This is a genomic window from Pseudomonas sp. P5_A12 (genome assembly GCF_056400685.1).
Window position 1 is genome coordinate 38,951 of record NZ_JBFUKU010000010.1, and the last position, 18,620, is coordinate 57,570.

At 59.0% G+C, this 18,620-nt stretch carries 16 protein-coding genes; 7 read left to right on the forward strand and 9 right to left on the reverse strand.

What is annotated here, in order from left to right:
• Nucleotides 1–8 precede the first annotated feature (8 nt).
• Together AC1DSG_RS02990 and AC1DSG_RS02995 are read left to right on the forward strand one after the other, a co-directional pair.
• On the forward strand, nucleotides 9–788 hold the full coding sequence (locus AC1DSG_RS02990; protein WP_477789516.1) for an N-acetylmuramoyl-L-alanine amidase: 780 nt from the start codon (nucleotides 9–11) through the stop codon (nucleotides 786–788).
• A 75-nt stretch (nucleotides 789–863) separates the two neighbouring features.
• Nucleotides 864–2,477 (forward strand): EAL domain-containing protein, encoded by a 1,614-nt coding sequence (locus AC1DSG_RS02995; RefSeq protein ID WP_477789517.1) that lies wholly within the window; start codon nucleotides 864–866, stop codon nucleotides 2,475–2,477.
• Nucleotides 2,478–2,484: 7 nt separating this feature from the next.
• Here the strand turns inward: AC1DSG_RS02995 and AC1DSG_RS03000 are convergent, their stop codons facing one another.
• Together AC1DSG_RS03000 and algB are read right to left on the reverse strand one after the other, a co-directional pair.
• A complete protein-coding gene (locus AC1DSG_RS03000) occupies nucleotides 2,485–4,275 on the reverse strand; it encodes a KinB sensor domain-containing domain (RefSeq protein ID WP_477789518.1) in 1,791 nt (596 codons plus the stop codon).
• A 10-nt stretch (nucleotides 4,276–4,285) separates the two neighbouring features.
• Entirely contained in the window at nucleotides 4,286–5,632 is a 1,347-nt protein-coding gene (gene algB / locus AC1DSG_RS03005) for a sigma-54-dependent response regulator transcription factor AlgB (protein ID WP_477789519.1), read from the reverse strand.
• A 441-nt stretch (nucleotides 5,633–6,073) separates the two neighbouring features.
• Here algB and AC1DSG_RS03010 point away from each other — a divergent pair, with 441 nt between their 5' ends.
• The 5 genes from AC1DSG_RS03010 to AC1DSG_RS03030 all read left to right on the forward strand — a co-directional run bounded on the left by AC1DSG_RS03010 (nucleotide 6,074) and on the right by AC1DSG_RS03030 (nucleotide 10,231).
• Nucleotides 6,074–6,361 (forward strand): hypothetical protein, encoded by a 288-nt coding sequence (locus AC1DSG_RS03010; RefSeq protein ID WP_477789520.1) that lies wholly within the window; start codon nucleotides 6,074–6,076, stop codon nucleotides 6,359–6,361.
• An 83-nt stretch (nucleotides 6,362–6,444) separates the two neighbouring features.
• Nucleotides 6,445–6,609, forward strand: coding sequence for a DUF1328 domain-containing protein (locus tag AC1DSG_RS03015; RefSeq protein ID WP_003177151.1), 165 nt, complete (start codon nucleotides 6,445–6,447; stop codon nucleotides 6,607–6,609).
• A 2-nt stretch (nucleotides 6,610–6,611) separates the two neighbouring features.
• Nucleotides 6,612–6,746, forward strand: coding sequence for a hypothetical protein (locus AC1DSG_RS03020; RefSeq protein WP_477789521.1), 135 nt, complete (start codon nucleotides 6,612–6,614; stop codon nucleotides 6,744–6,746).
• Nucleotides 6,747–7,448: 702 nt separating this feature from the next.
• Nucleotides 7,449–8,780, forward strand: coding sequence for a glutamate/aspartate:proton symporter GltP (gene gltP / locus AC1DSG_RS03025; RefSeq protein WP_477789522.1), 1,332 nt, complete (start codon nucleotides 7,449–7,451; stop codon nucleotides 8,778–8,780).
• Between the two features lie 221 nt (nucleotides 8,781–9,001).
• Nucleotides 9,002–10,231, forward strand: coding sequence for a nucleoside recognition domain-containing protein (locus tag AC1DSG_RS03030; protein ID WP_477789523.1), 1,230 nt, complete (start codon nucleotides 9,002–9,004; stop codon nucleotides 10,229–10,231).
• Nucleotides 10,232–10,348: 117 nt separating this feature from the next.
• Here the strand turns inward: AC1DSG_RS03030 and AC1DSG_RS03035 are convergent, their stop codons facing one another.
• From AC1DSG_RS03035 to AC1DSG_RS03065, 7 genes are all read right to left on the reverse strand, one after another.
• Entirely contained in the window at nucleotides 10,349–10,975 is a 627-nt protein-coding gene (locus AC1DSG_RS03035) for an ABC-type transport auxiliary lipoprotein family protein (RefSeq protein ID WP_477789524.1), read from the reverse strand.
• Nucleotides 10,972–11,910, reverse strand: coding sequence for an MlaD family protein (locus AC1DSG_RS03040; protein WP_477789525.1), 939 nt, complete (start codon nucleotides 11,908–11,910; stop codon nucleotides 10,972–10,974). Before AC1DSG_RS03040 ends, AC1DSG_RS03035 begins: the two co-directional genes overlap by 4 nt.
• A 1-nt stretch (nucleotide 11,911) precedes the next feature.
• Nucleotides 11,912–12,715: an ABC transporter ATP-binding protein gene (locus tag AC1DSG_RS03045; RefSeq protein WP_477789526.1), complete on the reverse strand. Its 804-nt coding sequence runs from the start codon at nucleotides 12,713–12,715 to the stop codon at nucleotides 11,912–11,914.
• Nucleotides 12,712–13,860 (reverse strand): ABC transporter permease, encoded by a 1,149-nt coding sequence (locus AC1DSG_RS03050; RefSeq protein ID WP_477789527.1) that lies wholly within the window; start codon nucleotides 13,858–13,860, stop codon nucleotides 12,712–12,714. Before AC1DSG_RS03050 ends, AC1DSG_RS03045 begins: the two co-directional genes overlap by 4 nt.
• A gap of 54 nt (nucleotides 13,861–13,914) precedes the next feature.
• Nucleotides 13,915–14,943: a DUF5924 family protein gene (locus AC1DSG_RS03055; RefSeq protein ID WP_477789530.1), complete on the reverse strand. Its 1,029-nt coding sequence runs from the start codon at nucleotides 14,941–14,943 to the stop codon at nucleotides 13,915–13,917.
• Between the two features lie 219 nt (nucleotides 14,944–15,162).
• On the reverse strand, nucleotides 15,163–16,551 hold the full coding sequence (locus AC1DSG_RS03060) for a M16 family metallopeptidase (RefSeq protein WP_477789528.1): 1,389 nt from the start codon (nucleotides 16,549–16,551) through the stop codon (nucleotides 15,163–15,165).
• A 157-nt stretch (nucleotides 16,552–16,708) separates the two neighbouring features.
• Complete coding sequence (locus AC1DSG_RS03065) at nucleotides 16,709–18,367, reverse strand: Na/Pi cotransporter family protein (RefSeq protein WP_477789529.1); 1,659 nt, start codon at nucleotides 18,365–18,367, stop codon at nucleotides 16,709–16,711.
• Nucleotides 18,368–18,620: the final 253 nt, after the last annotated feature.

An 18,620-nucleotide genomic window follows, 5' to 3' on the forward strand; every position in this document is an offset into this window, starting at 1 on the left:
CTCCTGCCATGAAATATCTTGCTCTCATTACGTCTCTGCTGCTGTTGGCCGGTTGTGCCAGCGGCCCCCGTATCGACACCAGCCACCCTTCGACCAATTACGACAGTCGTATCCAGTTCGTGGTGCTGCATTACACCAATGCCTCGCTGGAGCGCTCACTGCAATTGCTGACCCACGGAGAAGTCAGCAGTCATTACCTGATTGGCGACGACAAGGGCGCCACCATCTACAAGCTGATGGACGAGAATTTTCGCGCCTGGCACGCGGGCGAAAGCGAATGGCAAGGCAGAACCTGGCTGAACTCCAGCTCCATCGGTATCGAAATCGTCAACCCGGGCTTCAAAGACACTCCCACCGGACGCGTCTGGTATCCCTACAGTGAAGATCAAGTGCAATCGTTGATCGTCCTGCTCAAAGACATCAGCAAGCGTTACAACATCCATCCTCGCGCCATCATCGGCCATAGTGATATCGCGCCAATGCGCAAGCTCGACCCCGGTCCGCTGTTCCCTTGGAAACGCCTGGCCGCCGTAGGCATTGGAGTCTGGCCGAACGAGCAAGCTGTGGCGCGCCAGCAAGCGCAATTCGCAGCGCAATTGCCGAGCATCAGCTGGTTTCAGGGGCAACTGGCCAAACTGGGTTATGCCACGCCACAAACCGGTGAACTGKACGTAGCGACGCGCCATGTGTTGGCGGCTTTTCAGTTGCACTTTCGCCCTTCCCGCTTCGACGGCACACCAGATGCTGAAACGGCTGCCCTCCTCCAGGTCCTGAATCAGACAAAATAATGGCGCTCGTCCGACGGTAAGAGCTTTTTCCCAATCAGCAGCTATAACTCATTGGTAATTCTTCGGATATTAATAATGACTGTAGCGCGCGAGACACTCCGTAGCTGGTTCTATCGCCCCTGGTTTTTGGCGATGTTGGCGGCTGCCCTGAGCGCGACGTTATTGATCACCGGTAGTTTGTTCGTGGCGATGCATCAGGTTGAACAGAACGAAAGCGAGGAAATGAATGCTCAGGGCGAGCGCTTCCTCGCTCGCCTCGAACAGCTGTTCGGGCAGCTGCGCGAAAGCCTCGACGACCTCGAAGCCCAGCCGCTGCGAGGCTGCGATGCCGAATTGATCGCAACCTTGCAACAGGTCAGTTTCAATTACCGCTTCGTTTACGAAGCGGCTTACGTCGATGATTCACGCTTGTGCTCCAACCGTCCTCGCCAGGAAGGGCTTTCGCTGCTGCGACCTCCCGACATCAAAGGCCCCACCTACAGCTATTGGCTGAACACCACCACCGAACCCGATGAAAATCGTGCTGCGCTGATGCTTGGAAGGGGAAATTTCCGGGTGGCAACGTCTCGCGGACATTTGACCGACATGGTCGACCTGTCGCCCGGAAGCAGCCTGCTAGTGGTGCTGGACCACGGCACTCGCGCCATTCCCGTCCTGGGTGCTGCCCAAGCCTGGCCACCGACGGAATCCTGGACCCCCAAACGCCGCGACGCACTGCAAGTCACGCAAACCCGTTTGATTTACCACATGCCGACCAACAATCCGGAATACCAACTGGTATTGATCACACCGCGCAGTGTCATGCACGTGCCGGCGGTGTGGTGGTGGCTGCTTCCTGCCAGTCTGATGCTGGGCGTCATTGTTGGTTTTCTGGTGTTTCTGCTGGTACGCCAGCGCCAGTCGCTGGACGCCGAACTGCACGGCGCCATACGGCGAGGTGAGCTTCAAGTGTTGTATCAACCGATCTTCGATCTCGACAGCCGCAACTGTGTCGGTGCCGAAGCGTTGCTGCGCTGGCGGAGGCCAGACGGCACATTGACCAGCCCCGACCTGTTTATCCCCATGGCGGAAAACACCGGCCAGATCCGGCAGATGACCGATTTCGTACTGCAACGGTTGCTCGAACAACTGGGGCAACTGCTACGCGCCAACCCGCAGTTGTACATCTCGGTAAACCTTGCCGCGTGCGATGTGATGGTGCCCCGTATCGGTCAGGTGATGGCCCGCTTGCTGACGCTGCACCGGGTCGCGGCACAGCAGATTGCATTCGAGGTAACAGAACGAGGATTGATCGATGTGGTGGTGGCCCGGGAAAATCTGCAAGCGTTGCGCGATGTCGGGCATCAAGTGCTGATCGATGACTTTGGCACCGGCTATTGCAGCCTCGCTTACCTGCAAACCCTGCCGGTGGATTGCCTGAAGATCGACAAGGCGTTTATCGACGCACTGGGCCATGACGCCGCCAGTAGCGGCGTCGCACCGCACATCATTCACATGGCACAAGCGCTGCAACTCAAGGTGATCGCCGAAGGCATCGAACATGAAGCGCAGGCAGCGTTTCTATGCAGTGAAGGGGTAAAGTTCGGTCAGGGCTGGCTGTTCGCACATGCCTTGAGTTCCGTGCAGTTAATCGAACTGATTACCCGCGGCCGTCGAAAGGCGGGCCGGCGCATGAGTGACGAGGCGTGAAAGCGGCTTAAACCGCCAGCGCCATGTAGAACTGCGTCCCCTGCCCCGGCCGTGAATAGACGCCCATCCGCCCACCGTGCAGTTGCACGATTTCCTTGCACAGCGCCAAACCCAGCCCCGCACCGCCTTTCTTGCGGCCGACCTGGACAAAGGGCTCGAAGATTCGCCCTTGCTGACCATAGGCAATCCCTTCGCCGTTGTCCTCGACACTGATAATCACCCGCTCGCCATGGCGTCGGGCCTGCAACCGAATCAGCCCTTCCCGCCCGGTATGGCGCAAAGCGTTGTCGATCAGGTTGTCGAGCACTCGGTCCAGTTGCGGTTGATCAGCCTGCAACCGGGGCAGCGGCCCTTGCACTTCTACTCGCAATTCGATGCCCTGCTCCGTCGCAGCCTCGGCAAAGCGGGCATGGGCCTGCGCCAGCAGATCCTCGATGGAGCATGGGGCCAGGGACAGTTTCTGCAATCCGTTCTGGTAGCGAGAGAAGTTCAGCAGGTCGTTGATCAACTGCATCAAGCGCTGCATTTCTTCATTGACGGTATCCAGCAGGTCGGCTTCGCGAGAATCCTGTGGAAATTTCGCCCGCTCACGAAACAGGCCGAAAGCCATGTGCATGCCAGTCACCGGCGTTCGCAACTCATGGGAAGCCCGCAAGACAAACTCGCTGCGCACCCGTTCGAACGCGCGCTGTTCGGTGACGTCATGTAACACCATCACCGCGCCGAGAATATGACCTTGGGTATGGATGACCGGCGTCAGGCTGTAGGTCAGCAACCTCGACTCACCATCGACCTCAATACTCAAGTCTTCCGGCGCACGCTCCAGCGTTCCGCCACGCAGCACCAGCTGCAGCTGTTCATCCAGTTCGGGACGTTCAAGGGCCGCGCCCAGTCCCTGACCCAGGCGATCGGTGTCCCAACCCAATTGGCGCTGAGCCACCGGATTGAGGTGTTCGAGATGACCTTCGCGATCAATCATCAACAATCCGTCGTCGATGCTGTCGAGCACGGCTTGCAGGCGTTGTTGACCGGCGAGCAGCTCGTCGATATTGGTAGCTTGGTGCTCACGTAGTGCCTCGGCCATGATCCCGAAACGCCTGGTCAGCAGGTTCAGTTCCACGGCGGACGAAATCGGCAGGGTCACCTCGAAATTGCCCTGGCCAATATTGTCGGCGGCCTGGGCCAAGGCTTCGATCGGCTCACCAAAACGTCGGGCAATCGCGTGAGCAGTCACAAATCCAATGATCAGCACCGCCAACCCCACCAACCCCAACAGGCCAGCCACCAGCAATGCGCGCTCGCGAGACTGGCGCTCGGTGTCAGTGATGTTATCCAGCGCGCGCTTGTGTTCTGTGAGCAGACCGTTACGCAACGTGTTGAATTTTTCCGTGAGTGCTTCGTTGCCACTCAATACCTTGGCCGGATCAGAGGCCTGGCCGTAGGCTTGAAGAAAATCCAGATAGTCATCCTTGGCCTGTTCGAACCCATATGGGCCACCATTGCCGGATTGTTCGAGGGCAATGCCTTCATCGAGTAACTGGATGTAGTGCTGCCTGGCCACCTCGAACTTGGCGGGATCGGGCTTATCGCTGACCATGACCATCAATTGATCGCCCAGGGTCTGACGCAGTTTCAGCCCCAGGTCGAGGGTGGCGAAGTTGTTGCGAACGAGCGCTTCTTGGGAGCCTGCCATCTGCATCACGCTGACCAGCCCGAGCAAGAGCCCGAGCAATGCCACGGTGATCAGTGCAGAAATACTCAGGAACAGCCGAGTACGCAGCTTCATCGCCAGTTTCATCGGTTACAGCTCACAAGTTGTATTGCTTGCGTTTGCGGTACAGGGTCGAGGCATCAATGCCCAGGGTCTTTGCCGCCTGATCCAGCGTATCCGCCGTGGCGAGTACTGCACCGATGTGGGCTTTTTCCAACTCATCCAGGCTCAACGCCGCGCCAATGCGCGGTGCGTTATTAATCGGGGTCTCGGCCATGCCCAGGTGACTGATCTCCACCCGCTCCTGCGGACAAATAATGCTCGCCCGCTCCACCACGTTACGCAGCTCGCGAATGTTGCCGGGCCAGCGATAACCCAATAGCGCCTCACGGGCTTCATCGCTGAAGGCCCGGGCCGGGCGCGCGTACTCCTTGACGAAACGGGCGAGGAAACGGTCAGCCAAGTTGAGGATATCTTCACGACGTTCCCGCAGCGGTGGCAGGTGCAAGGTGATGACGTTCAGGCGATAGAGCAAGTCTTCGCGGAATCGCCCGTCCCGCACCATGTCTTCAAGGTTCAGGTTAGTCGCTGCAAGAATTCRTACATCGGCGCGGCGGGTCACTGGATCACCGACCCGCTCGTATTCCTTGTCCTGAATGAACCGCAGCAATTTTGGCTGCAACGTCAGAGGAAAATCGCCGATCTCGTCGAGAAACAGCGTTCCTCCGTCAGCCTGATTGACGCGCCCGAGTGTGCTTTCGCTGGCACCGGTAAAGGCACCACGACTGTGACCAAAGAGTTCGCTTTCCATGAGTTCAGCGGTCAAGGACGGGCAGTTGATCGTGACGCAGGACTTCTTCTGGCGCTTGCTCCAGCCGTGAATGGCCTGGGACAGCTCACCTTTACCGGTGCCGGACTCGCCCAGAATCAGAATGTTGGCATCGGTACCGGCGACCTGGCGGGCGGTTTCGAGCACCACTTTCATCGCTGGGCTGTGGGAGTCCAGACCATCCTTGGGTTTACGCACTTCACCTTCAAGGGCTTCCAGGCGAGCAGACAGTTGCCGCACTTCCAACTGCTTGGCGGTGGCCAGACGTAATTGATCGGGGCTGCACGGCTTTACGAGGTAGTCGGCGGCCCCTGCCTGAATCGCATCGACAGCGGTGTCCACGGCCGAGTGCGCGGTGACGATTACCACACGCATCCATGGCGCCTGGATACGCATTTGGGCCAGCACGTCCAGACCATTGTCCTCACCCAGGCGCAAATCAAGGAAGCACAGATCGAACACTTGACGCTGCAACAAGGCATCCGCCTGGGCAGCGCTGGTCGCGGTGGAGACGCTATAGCCTTCGTCTTCAAGGCAATAGCGGAAGGTTCGCAGGATAGCGGACTCATCGTCCACCAGCAGAATGCGGCCTTGATTCACCATGGCTGATTCCATGTTCCTGCGCTCCTTTAATGATTGATCTTGGTTAGTCCCGGATAAATCGGGCAAGTTGCATGGTCGATTCTGATCCATTCCAGCGCCAGTCGGGTAGCTATCTGCCGCCATCCTGCCTAATCCGCTGAATTGTCGGGTTTTTTATCTAAACATTGAGATATAGGAGAAAGCTCGCCTCCCTTTCTGACATCTGCGCCCGCCGCTCAATTCAAAAATATTAAAACGACCCACGAATTGATCGTGCATTTCGCACGACCGAGGAAGAGTCATCGTGCAGGATGCGTCGCAACCGATTTCCATAATCTTTATAACTATTTGATTTTATTGATTTTTATACGAGCAAAAAAGCTGGCATGCAGGCTGCAATGGCTTGGGTAATCAGGGCATTTTCTATACGACGCCCTCTAACAAGATCACCACCAAAGTGGGAGGAGCTTCAGGATGAATCGCTACCGTGCCGCCCAACTGCGTATCTCGCCACTGCATATCCAGCAAGGCTTGTTTGCTGTGCTGGCGATGCTGATCACGTTGATCGCCGGCCAACAGATCCTTCGCTGGGAGCAGAGCCAGCAACCAGAGGCGCCACACCTGTCGATTCAACATCCAACTCAAACCCACTTCAGCGCCGCCAGCAGCAACCTGGCTGACATCGTTCCCATGCGAATGATGGACGTCGACCAGGCTCAGCCTATGGATGAGATGCCGCGTCAGGAGCGCTGGGTATTTTAGATAACCGAACTTGGCGTGCTCTGTGCGCCGGGACAAGCACCACCAGTGACACCTCTAAATAATGAAGCGTAAGGAGAATCACCATGTTGAGCTGGGCAATCACATTCTTGATCATTGCCATCATCGCTGCAGTATTGGGCTTCGGTGGTATCGCGGGCACCGCCACGGGTATCGCCAAGATTCTCTTTGTCGTGTTCCTGGTGATGTTCATTGCTTCCTTCTTCTTTGGCCGTCGCGGTCGAGGCTGAACATGAGCGTTCTGTTCAAGACACTGGCACCCGCCCTACTCCTGGGCGGTAATGCCATGGCGATGGCGGCCAGTGATGGCCAAAAGCTTCAGGGTTTGCTGATGGATCAGCTGAAGAAAAATCCGAACGGGTACTGAATTCGTCATATGAAGGAAGCACCATGCTTCTTTCTACTGCGCTACCCGAGGAAGGTAGACGCATGACCATGGGGTCGGGACGTTCTGACTGTTACAGGGTCGGAGTGACCTACGGGTACAGGGAGTGCCTGCGCAAGGGCCGGGTCAGGCAAAAGCTGCGACGCAAGTTCGCCGGGTCATTGGACTCGACGAATTTGCGAAGAGCTTCACTCGCTAAAAGCACTATCCATGAGCGTTCTGCTCAATTATCGCTATGCTACTTCTGCTAACTTCCCGGAAAAGCATTTCGCGGTGTTTCTTTGCGACCGTATATCGAGAATATGCCTGCACATGGCAACGATTTTTTCGCGCTAAACGTAGGTTTTTTCTGAAGTTTTAGCCTTGAATCGCTCGCGGGACAAATACCCGGACCGCCGCAGGAATGGCCGGTTCACGGTACTTATTGCTGCCGAAATGTCGTATTAAATTGGTTGGGACGCCAGTTTCATTTAGAAAAGTTCATGCCGATTCTGCATAGGGTAGGCGTTTACGGCATTAGACGTCGCCTCCTTGCATGGGAATAGTTGCGCCTTTTTTCGCCTGCCAGAGAGCCATAACAAGCGCTCCGGGGCTCCTTATACGGGGGCAGATGCACACACTTTTTCGCCACAAGCGTTCCTGTGACTGCCTCTGCCTGAGTCAAACGCAAGTAAGGGTAAAGATATGAAGAAGGCAAAGCTTAGCCTCGCCTGGCAGATCGTCATCGGTCTGGTATTGGGGATTGCAATCGGTGCGCTGCTCAACCATTTCAGTGCCGAAAAAGCCTGGTGGATCAGCAATGTCCTGCAACCGGCAGGCGATATCTTTATCCGTCTGATCAAGATGATCGTGATCCCGATCGTCATCTCCTCGCTGATCGTCGGTATTGCTGGCGTCGGCGACGCAAAGAAACTCGGTCGCATCGGTCTGAAGACCATCATCTACTTCGAGATTGTCACCACCATCGCCATTTTGGTGGGTCTGGTGTTGGCCAACCTGTTCCATCCGGGCAGCGGCATCGACATGAGCACCCTCGGTACCGTGGATATTTCCAAGTACCAGGCCACCGCTGCCGAGGTTCAGCATGAACACGCGTTCGTCCAAACCATCCTCAACCTGATCCCGTCGAATATCTTCGCGGCCATGGTCCGCGGCGAGATGCTGCCGATCATCTTCTTCTCCGTGTTGTTCGGCCTCGGTCTGTCGAGCCTGCAATCGGACCTGCGCGAGCCGCTGGTGAAGATGTTCCAGGGCGTCTCGGAAAGCATGTTCAAAGTCACCCACATGATCATGAACTACGCCCCGATTGGCGTGTTTGCTCTGATCGCGGTGACCGTGGCCAACTTCGGCTTCGCCTCCCTGCTGCCGCTGGCGAAGCTGGTGGTGCTGGTGTACTTCGCCATCGCTTTCTTTGCCTTTGTGGTGCTGGGCCTGATCGCTCGCCTGTTCGGGTTCTCGGTGATCAAGCTGATCCGCATCTTCAAGGATGAACTGGTGCTGGCCTACTCCACCGCCAGCTCGGAAACCGTGCTGCCGCGCGTGATCGAGAAGATGGAAGCCTACGGCGCGCCGAAAGCCATTTGCAGCTTCGTGGTGCCGACCGGTTACTCGTTCAACCTTGACGGTTCGACCCTGTACCAGAGCATCGCGGCCATCTTCATTGCCCAGCTGTACGGCATCGACCTGTCGATCAGCCAGCAGTTGCTCCTGGTGCTGACGCTGATGGTCACCTCCAAAGGCATCGCCGGCGTACCGGGTGTGTCCTTCGTGGTATTGCTGGCCACGTTGGGCAGCGTAGGGATTCCACTGGAAGGCCTGGCATTCATCGCTGGCGTCGACCGCATCATGGACATGGCCCGTACCGCGCTGAACGTGATCGGCAACGCCCTCGCCGTGCTGGTCATCGCACGTTGGGAAGGCATGTACGACGACGCCAAGGGCCAGCGCTACTGGAACTCCCTGCCGCACTGGCGCAGCAAGGAAAAGTTGCCGGCTGGCGAAATTTCCAAGAACTAATAGCTGAACCCAGTGGAGTCTGGCTTTTATGTGGGAGCCAGCCTGCTGGCGATAGCGGTGTATCAAACAACAGAGATGTTGAATTTTCCGGCCTCATCGCCAGCAGGCTGGCTCCCACAGTGACCTGAGCAAGCCACACAAACAAACCCCGGAGAAATCCGGGGTTTGTCGTTTCTGGCTACCCCGCTATCATTCGCCGCATCTTCCGGGGGATTTGACTGATGCTTAATGGCCTGTGGCTTGGCTTCTTCATCGTGGCTGCCGTTTCGGCGCTGGCGCAATGGCTGATCGGCGGCAACGCCGGGATCTTTGCGGCGATGGTGGAAAGCATTTTCGCCATGGCCAAGCTGTCGGTGGAGGTTATGGTCCTGCTGTTCGGCACCCTCACCCTCTGGCTGGGCTTTCTGCGGATTGCCGAGAAAGCCGGGATCGTCGAATGGCTGGCCAAAGCGTTGGGCCCGTTGTTCCTGCGCCTGATGCCGGAAGTGCCGCCCGGTCACCCGGCCATCGGCTTGATCACGCTGAATTTCGCCGCCAACGGCCTGGGCCTGGACAACGCCGCCACACCGATCGGCCTCAAGGCGATGAAGGCCCTGCAGGAACTCAATCCCAGTGCCACTGTGGCCAGCAACGCGCAGATCCTGTTCCTGGTGCTCAACGCCTCCTCCCTGACCCTGCTGCCGGTGACGATCTTCATGTACCGCGCCCAGCAAGGCGCGCCCGACCCGACGCTGGTGTTCCTGCCGATCCTGCTGGCCACCAGTTGCTCGACCATCGTCGGCTTTTTGTCGGTCGCGTTCATGCAACGCCTGCGCATCTGGGACCCGGTGGTGCTGGCGTATATGATTCCCGGCGCCCTGGCCCTCGGTGGCTTCATGGCGCTGCTGGCGACGCTCTCAGCCACCGCTCTGGCCGGTCTGTCGTCGATCCTCGGCAACCTGACGCTGTTTGGGCTGATCATGCTGTTTCTGATCATCGGCGCGTTGCGCAAAGTGAAGGTCTACGAAGCATTCGTCGAAGGCGCCAAAGAAGGCTTCGACGTGGCCAAAAACCTGTTGCCGTACCTGGTGGCGATGCTCTGCGCGGTGGGTGTGCTGCGGGCGTCCGGCGCGCTGGACTTTGGTCTGGACGGGATTCGGCACCTGGTGGAGTGGGCCGGCTGGGACACACGCTTCGTCGACGCGTTGCCGACGGCCATGGTCAAACCGTTCTCCGGCAGCGCCGCGCGGGCGATGCTGATCGAAACCATGAAAACCTCCGGTGTCGACAGCTTCCCGGCGCTGGTGGCAGCCACGGTTCAGGGCAGTACCGAAACCACGTTCTATGTGTTGGCGGTGTACTTCGGCGCGGTGGGCATCCAGCGAGCGAGGCATGCGGTGGGGTGTGCGTTGTTGGCTGAACTGGCCGGAGTGCTGGGCGCAATCGGGGTTTGCTACTGGTTCTTCGGCTGACCCGGATTCCTTGTAGGAGCGAGCTAGCTCGCGAAGGCGTAGTGTCAGGCGACAGCAATGTTGAATGACACTACGCCTTCGCGGGCAAGCCCGCTCCTACAGGGGTCCGTGTTGGCTTTAAGGTCTCGCGGGCAATGCGGCTTTCTGCCCTTGCTCAACCGCCCAACTCACCACTTGCACCGTCAATTGATCGCTCGCCTGGCCAAACCCGGCAACCACCGCGGGCACTTTCACATCGCTCAATGGCTGGCGTACTTCGAAGCGGCGGCTGGCGAGGATTCGCTGGTCGTAACCGCGCACCAGCACCGCATCCAGACTCACGACCACGCTGGCAGCCGAGCCCTGATACTCGGTCTGAAATGCCTGCAAGTGTCCACCCAGCTCCAGATCCGTCTGGAAAATGCTGTCATCGGTGCTCAACAGCGGCACGCGACCGTCCCGCTGGAAACCGTCCAGCAGACGATTGCGCAACAGTACCGGGGCCGGGTCGCTCCAGCGTGTGCCCTTGTAGCTGCTGATCAGATCGCCTTGGGGAATCACCGCGATGTTCGGGCTGTTCAACGCGTCGCTGGCCTGGAGTTTGGTCAGGCGCAGCGACCAGCGTTGCGGCGTGCCATGACTGGACGACGCATTGCCCTGGGCCGAAGGCAATCGATAGACATCGAAGGGCTCGGACTTGGGCAGGATCGAGCACGAACTGATCAGCATGAAGCCGGCGAGGAGGGCGATACGAGTCAGCTTCATGGCGTGAATTCCTTGTTCTTGTCACGGCCCAGCAGGTAGCCGCTGGGGTTTTCCTCAAGACGTTGAGAGATGGCGCGCAACGAAGTCAGGGTTTCGCGCAGTTCGCGAATCGCCGGGGCCAGGCCATTGAGCCCCTGCATGCCGCTGTTGAGCGACTCCTGATTGGTGGCGAGCAGCTTGTTGATTGTCGAGCTGCTCTGTTCCAGCGACTTCATCGCCTGCTCGGCGCTGCCCAACGCCTGCTTGCCATGGTCGTTGAGCAGGCCGTTGGCATTGCGCATCAGCGCCGTGGTTTGCTCCAGCATGTTGTTGGCTTGTTTGCCCACCGACGCCAGTTGCTGCATCGCCTGACGAATATCGCCACGCTGATCGGCAATCGTCCCGGTGGTTTGCTCCAGGTGCTCCAGGGTGTTGCTGATGCGCTCGATGTTTTCCGCAGAGAACAACAGATTGGCGTTATGCATCAGCGTGTTCACGCCGGATATCAACTCGTTGCTGTCACTGAGCAAGACGGCGATAGGCGAGGGCGAGGCGACAATGGTTGGCAGATGGCCGTCCTTGCCCTTGAGCTCCGGGCTTTGTGGCGTGCCGCCGCTGAGTTGGATGATCGAGGTCCCGGTGACCCCGGTCAGTGCCAGTTTGGCCCTGGTGTCTTCCTTGACCGGGGTGTCACCGCCCAGACGAATTTGCGCCAGCACCCGGCGCGGGTCTTTCGGGTCCAGACGCAACGTCACCACGTCACCGACCTTGATCCCGCTGTACTGCACCGAACTGCCTTTGGACAGGCCGCTGACCGCCTCGTTGAAGACCACTTCGTAATCCTTGAACTCGGTGTCGACGCTGGACTTGGCCAGCCACAAGCCGAAGAGCAGGGCGCCCGTCACCACAATCACGGTGAACAGGCCGATCAATACATGATGGGCTCGGGTTTCCATGTCAGACCTCGTTAAGCTGTTGAGCGGCCGTCAGCGCCGCGCGGCCGCGAGGGCCATGGAAGTATTCGTGAATCCACGGGTCGTCGGTTTCCGAGACCTTGTCGATGGCGTCAGCCACCAGCACTTTCTTCTGCGCCAGCACCGCCACCCGGTCGGTGATGGTGTAGAGCGTGTCGAGGTCGTGGGTCACCAGGAAAACACTCAGGCCCAGCGCATCGCGCAGGGTCAGGATCAATTGATCGAACGCCGCCGCACCAATCGGGTCGAGGCCGGCGGTGGGTTCGTCGAGAAACAGGATGTCCGGGGCCAGCGCCAGCGCACGGGCCAGCGCCGCGCGCTTGATCATGCCGCCAGACAGCGCAGCGGGGTATTTGTCGGCGGCCGACAGCGGCAACCCGGCCAGCGCCAGTTTGACCGCGGCCAGATGCTCGGCGTCTTCACGGCTCAGGCCGGCGTGTTCGATCAAGGGCAGGGCAACGTTTTCGGTCACGGTCAGCGAAGTGAACAGGGCGCCTTGCTGGAACAGCACGCCGAAACGCCGTTCAACCATCGAGCGTTCATGCTCGGACAAGGTCGGCAGGTTTTTGCCGAAGACCTTTACCACCCCCTCACTGGGCTGACGCAAGCCGATAATGCTGCGCAGCAGCACCGATTTACCGCTGCCGGAACCGCCGACCACGGCGAGAATTTCACCTTTGTACAGATCGAGATCGAGGTTTTCGTGCACGCTCTGACTGCCGAAGCGATTGCACAGCCCACGGACTTCGATCACCGCCTCAGAAGGCGCTCGGGGTAAGCGACTCACCAGCCCATCTCCATGAAAAACAGCGCGGCCACGGCGTCGAGCACGATCACCACGAAGATCGACTGGACCACGCTGGACGTGGTGTGCGCACCGACAGACTCGGCGCTGCCGCTGACTTTGAAACCTTCAAGACAGCCAATCGAGGCGATCAGGAAGGCGAAAACCGGTGCTTTGACGATCCCCACCAGAAAATGCTGAACCCCGATGTCCGATTGCAGCAGCGACAGGAACATCGCCGGCGAAATATCCAGCGACACCGCACACACCACGCCGCCGCCAATAATCCCCGAGAGCATCGCCAGAAAGGTCAGCATCGGCAGCGCCACCAGCAGGGCCAGGACGCGCGGCACCACGAGCAACTCCATGGGGTCGAGGCCCAAGGTGCGGATGGCATCGATTTCCTCGTTGGCCTTCATTGAGCCGATCTGCGCGGTGAACGCACTGGCGGTGCGCCCGGCCATCAGGATCGCCGTCAGCAACACCGCGAATTCGCGCAGGAACGAAAAGGCCACCAGATCCACGGTGAATATTGTGGCGCCGAAATTGGCCAATACCGTCGCCCCGAGAAACGCCACCACAGCGCCCACCAAAAAAGTCAGCAGGGCGACGATGGGTGCGGCATCAAGGCCGGTTTGTTCGATGTGCGCCACCATCGGCGTGATGCGCCAACGCTTGGGTTGTAACAGGCCGCGAACGATGGTTTCCAGAATCAGACCGACGAAGCCCAGCAGTTGCAGGGTGTCCTGCCAGACCGTATCCACCGCGACGCCAATTCGGGTCAGCAATTGAATACTGACGCTGATTTCCGGTTCCTTGACCGGCACACAGAAATTGGTCATTGAGCTGTAGATGGTCTGCAGCAGCGCGCGATCGGCGGTGGTCAGGGTGCAATCGGGGTGTTCGGCGGATCGGCCTACGCGCTCGGGCCCTAGCAGCTCCACCAACAGCGAGGCACCGGCGGTGTCGAGGGCGCCGAGGCTGTTGAGATCTATGTGGGTGTTGTCGTCGTATTGACCGCGAAGTTGTTCGCACAGGCGCTTGAGATCGGCGTAATGGACAAGCGTCCAGTCACCCGTGACCCGCAGCTGCGCAGGGGAGTGAGAGGCGTCCAGTTGGGCATTGCCGGCCATTGTGCTGCTGGTCATAAGCTCCGTGCTTGTTCAGTTATTACGCAGAGCTACGTAATAGCACGAACCGCGCTACTTTTCTTTGGTCGGTGTGCTGTCCGTGACCTTGAAGCGCAACACGCCGATGACTTGGCCATCCTCGGTCAACACCCGGACCTGCCATTTACCCGCCGGGTTACCGGGGAAATTCTGCTTGTGCGTCCAGGCGCGGTAGCCTTCCTTGCGCCCACCGTGGATATCCAGCGGGATGCGGTCGACTTCTTTGCCGTTGAATTGCCACACGTGATAAATCCGCTCATCCAGACCGCGCGGGGCGTTGATTGCGGTGTAGGCGTACAGGCCGCCACCACGGATCTGCTCGGCACTGACTTCCTCCAGGCTGGCACCGGGTGTGCGGTCCTGCATTTGCGTGCTGATCGCTACGTCGGTCATCCACAAGGTCGCCGGCGGCACCCACGAGCGCAAGACCCAACCGAGGGCGCCGACGCCCAGCGTGATACTCAGGATCGCCAGGGCGTTGCGCACCGTACGAATCGGGAAGATCGACGCCAGGCTCGGGAACGACAGCAGCACGGCGGCACCCAGTGCCAGTTTGAAACTCTGGGACGTGGTGAGGTGCATGATGACGGGCAGGGCGGTCAGCAACGCGGCAAACAGCGTCAGGGTATGCAGCGCCAGGAACGCCCAGCGCCGAGGTGCCAGCCATTTGTAGTAGAGCGGGTCGATGATGGAAATCAGCGCCGCCATACCCAACAGCCCGGTGAAGAACAATTGGCCGCTGTTCCAGGTGGTGGTGATGAAAAAGAACGGCAGGACGAAGAACAGGCTTTCCTGGTGGATCATCTGCGTGGCGTAACGCAGCAGTGGCTGGGGAATTTCGCGCTTGAAGATTTTGGCGAATAGCTTGGTGAGGCTGTTTTCCAGCATCAGCCAGACCCAACTGAGCACCATGATGATGGTGATCCAGGTCGCCAGGCCTTGTTGGCGATCCACCAGGATGAAGCTGCCGACACCGGAGATGAAACCACCGAGTGCAATGACCCCGGGGTAGCGCTTCATCAATTCCAGAATGCGCTGGAAGTATTGGGACAGGATCGGCATTCGGCGGTTCACATTCATCGTAGGAAATTTCCTCGACAGGTTACCCGCCGGGGGGCTGCGTGGCGAGGCCCACAGTCCGGCCCAGGAGCCTTTGTAGCAGCTGCCGAAGGCTGCGTTCGRCTGCGAAGCAGTCGTCAAACCATTCATCAAGGTGTATCTGGAACATCTGACATAACGGATTGCGCCTGCTKCGCAGYCGAACGCAGCCTTCGGCAGCTGCTACACAGGTGGTGGTGTCCTTCGGTGGAGGCGCCAGCCCAATAGTCCGAGCAGCAGTAACCCAAACACCCCGGCAATCACGCCGATCAACTGGTCATCACCCATCAGCGGCTTCTCAATCCGCAAATACCCTGGTTGCAGCAGCAATTCGCGCAAAGCCTTGTTGGCGTCCTCCAGTGTCACGCCTTGCAGTTCCCTGGCCGGGTTGGCGAAACGTCCGTGCTCATACTCCCCCAGGGCACTCCAGTAATAATCGGCCAATGCGCTATTGCCTTGCACGGCCCAGGATTGACGGGCAATGGCGGCCTGTTTCAGGCGGTTGAAGGTGTCGGCGTCGAGTCCGTCCTTGAGCAACTGGGCTTTCAACTCATCGAGAACCTGCTCAGCCTGCGGCACATCATCGCGCTCAAGATCGGCGTTCAGGCTCATGAAGCCCACACCGCCAAACAGCTCACGCTCGGCCGAGGGCCCGTAAGACAAACCGTGAACCAGGCGCATCTGGCGATAAAGCGCCCAGTCCAGATAGTCCTTGAGCAGGTCGAACGTTTCGTCTTGCTGATCCTCCAGCACCGGCTCCGGCACCAACCAATGCAACTTGGCCCCACCACCGACGAAACCGCTACTGAGCGTGCGCTCATGGGCAGCACTGGCCTGGATTTCCGGCAGGGGCAGGTGATCGCTCGGGTCGACCGCCTCAAGCTCACCCCAGGCCCGCTCCAGATAGGCCGGCAGCAACCGCTCGAGGTCACCGACCACGATCAGGGTCATGTTGTTGGGCGCGTACCAGAGCTTGCGCACCTTATCCAGTTGCTCGTGGGTCAGGTGATCGACTTCGGCGCGCTCCGGGCATTTGAGGCCCAGCTCCACCGCCAGTTGATTGCTCGCCGTGTGGCCGAGGTCCTGACGATCCAGCCAGCGTTGCAGGTGTGTGTAATGTCCGCCGTCCTCGCGCTCGACCACTTGCTTGGCAGCGTTGATGGCGTTGTCGTCGATTCGGGTCTGAGTCAGCAGCGCCAGCAACAGGTCGAGGACCTTTCGCTGGTTTTTCGCCGGCGCTTCGATGACAAAGGTTGTGTCGGCGTTGCTGGTGAAAGCGTTCCATTCCCCGCCCAACGCCTGCATGCGTTCTTCCAGGCCACCTTCGCCGGTGGCGTCGATGCCACTGAACAACAGGTGTTCGAGCAGATGCGGCAGCTCTTTGTCCTCGCAGCTGAAATCATCCAGGCCAACGCCAATCACCAGACGAATCGCCACATGCCCGCGCTCGGTGCCCGGTTTGAGCAGCAATTGCAAGCCGTTGGGCAGCGTATAGCCCTCGACCTGAAAGCGATCCAGGGCAAACGAAGGAAATGAACCAAGCAACAAACAAGCGAACAACAGACAACGCATAACGAGTTTCCATACGGCTGATTGGCGATCCGTGTTGCTTTCCGGGCAGCCATCGCGGGCAAGCCCGCTCCCACATTGGTTTTGTGGTGGGAGCAAGCCTGCTCGCGAAGCTTTTGAACCGGAACTCAAGTTACTGACTGACCACACTGCCAGACGTTCAAGGCGAATGCGTGATGTCCGCCAAATCGTCGACGGCCAGCGCCCCGGTGTCCGACGTTTCCAGCACCGCATACGCGCTGCTGCAAAACAGCGAGTTCAGACGTTTCATGTCGGCAATCAACTCCAGGTGCAACGAACTGGTTTCCAGACTTTGCACAATCTTACGTTGCAATCGGCTGACATGGGCATGGGCCAGACGCCGTTCCTGTGCACGAAAGCGACGCTTTTCACGCAACAACTGACGGGCGCTTTCCTTGTCAGAACTCAGGAACACAGACAAACCCAAGCGCAGGTTGGTGATTAACTGACTGTGCAGCCCAGCCAACTCCTCCAGTCCAACCTCGGAAAAAGACCGGCGCTGTGAGGTTTTCTGCTGCTGCACCTTGCGCAACATGCGTTCGATCAGGTCGCTGGCGAGTTTGAGGTTGATCGCCAACTCAATGATTTCTGCCCAGCGATGGCTGTCCTGGTCGCTGAGGTCCTCGCGGGGCATTTGCGCCAGATAGAGCTTGATCGCGCTGTAGAGTGCTTCGACATCATCGGTCAGGCGACGCATTTCCTGGGTCACGGCGGTCTGCTTGCCGTGCAGCACATCAAGCATCGCTTCAAGCATGTTGTCGATCAGATCGCCCATGCGCAGGGTTTCCCGGGCTGCATTCGCCAGCGCAAGGCTCGGCGTAACCAGCGCTGTCGGGTCGAGGTGCCGGGGTTTGGCCATTCCGTTGACTTCCGGCCGCTCCGGCAACAGCCAGGCGCACAACCTGGCCATTACCCCGACGCTCGGCAGCAGGATCAAACAACGCGCGGTGTTGTAGAGCAGGTGGAAGCCAATCACCATTTCCTGAGGGCTGAAATCCAGGCTATCCATCCAGTGCACCAGCGGGTCGAGCACCGGGATGATCAGCAGCAAACCGATCAGCTTGTACAACAGGCTACCGAGCGCGACCTGACGGCCGGCGGCGTTCTGCATGCTGGTGCTGAGGAACGCGAGGACGCCACTGCCGATATTGGCGCCAATCACCAGACCGATGGCCACCGGTAGACTGATCACATTGGAGCCGGCCAGGGTCGCCGTCAGCAGGACGGCCGCGAGACTGGAGTAGGAGACCATTGCGAACAGCGCACCTATCAGCGCATCGAGCAGGATGTCACCGGTCAGCGAGGCGAAAATCACCTTCACCCCTTGCGCATGGGTGATCGGCCCGGCGGCTTCGACGATCAGTTGCAGCGCCAGAATGATCAGGCCCAGGCCGATACAGACCCGACCCATCTGCCCGACCCGGGTCTGTTTGCGCGACAGGAAGAAAATAACCCCGACAAAGATCAGCAAGGGCGACAGCCACGACAAATCGAACGTCAGCACCCGCGCCATCAGCGCGGTACCGACGTCGGCGCCAAGCATGGTCGCCAGGGCCGGGGTCAATGCCATCAGACCCTGACCGACAAACGAGGTGACGAGCATGGCGGTGGCGTTACTGCTCTGGACCATCGCCGTCACCACGATCCCGGCGACAAACGCCAGCCAGCGTTTGGACATGTTCCGGCCAATGACATGGCGCAGGTTGGTGCCGTAAACCCGCAGAATGCCGGTTCGGACGATGTGCGTGCCCCAGATCAACAAGGCCACGGCCGATAACAAATTGAGCAGGGTGAGCATACGGGCCCCCTGTGGTGGTCGCGCCCCAAAGGGGCAAGTTTGACGGTGCTGCGCTTTTTTCTACGTTCTGTACTTAAGCTGTAGTTGGCTAACGGTCTCGGCGCCAGCATTGCACAGCTGAAGTCGTGAATGAAACAAAACTGTCATGGAAACAGATTCATGCAGCGATCTTGTTAGCAGCGCAAAAAAAATGTGGGAGCGAGCCTGCTCGCGATGTGGCCTTCACATTCAACATGATTGTTGACTGAAAGAC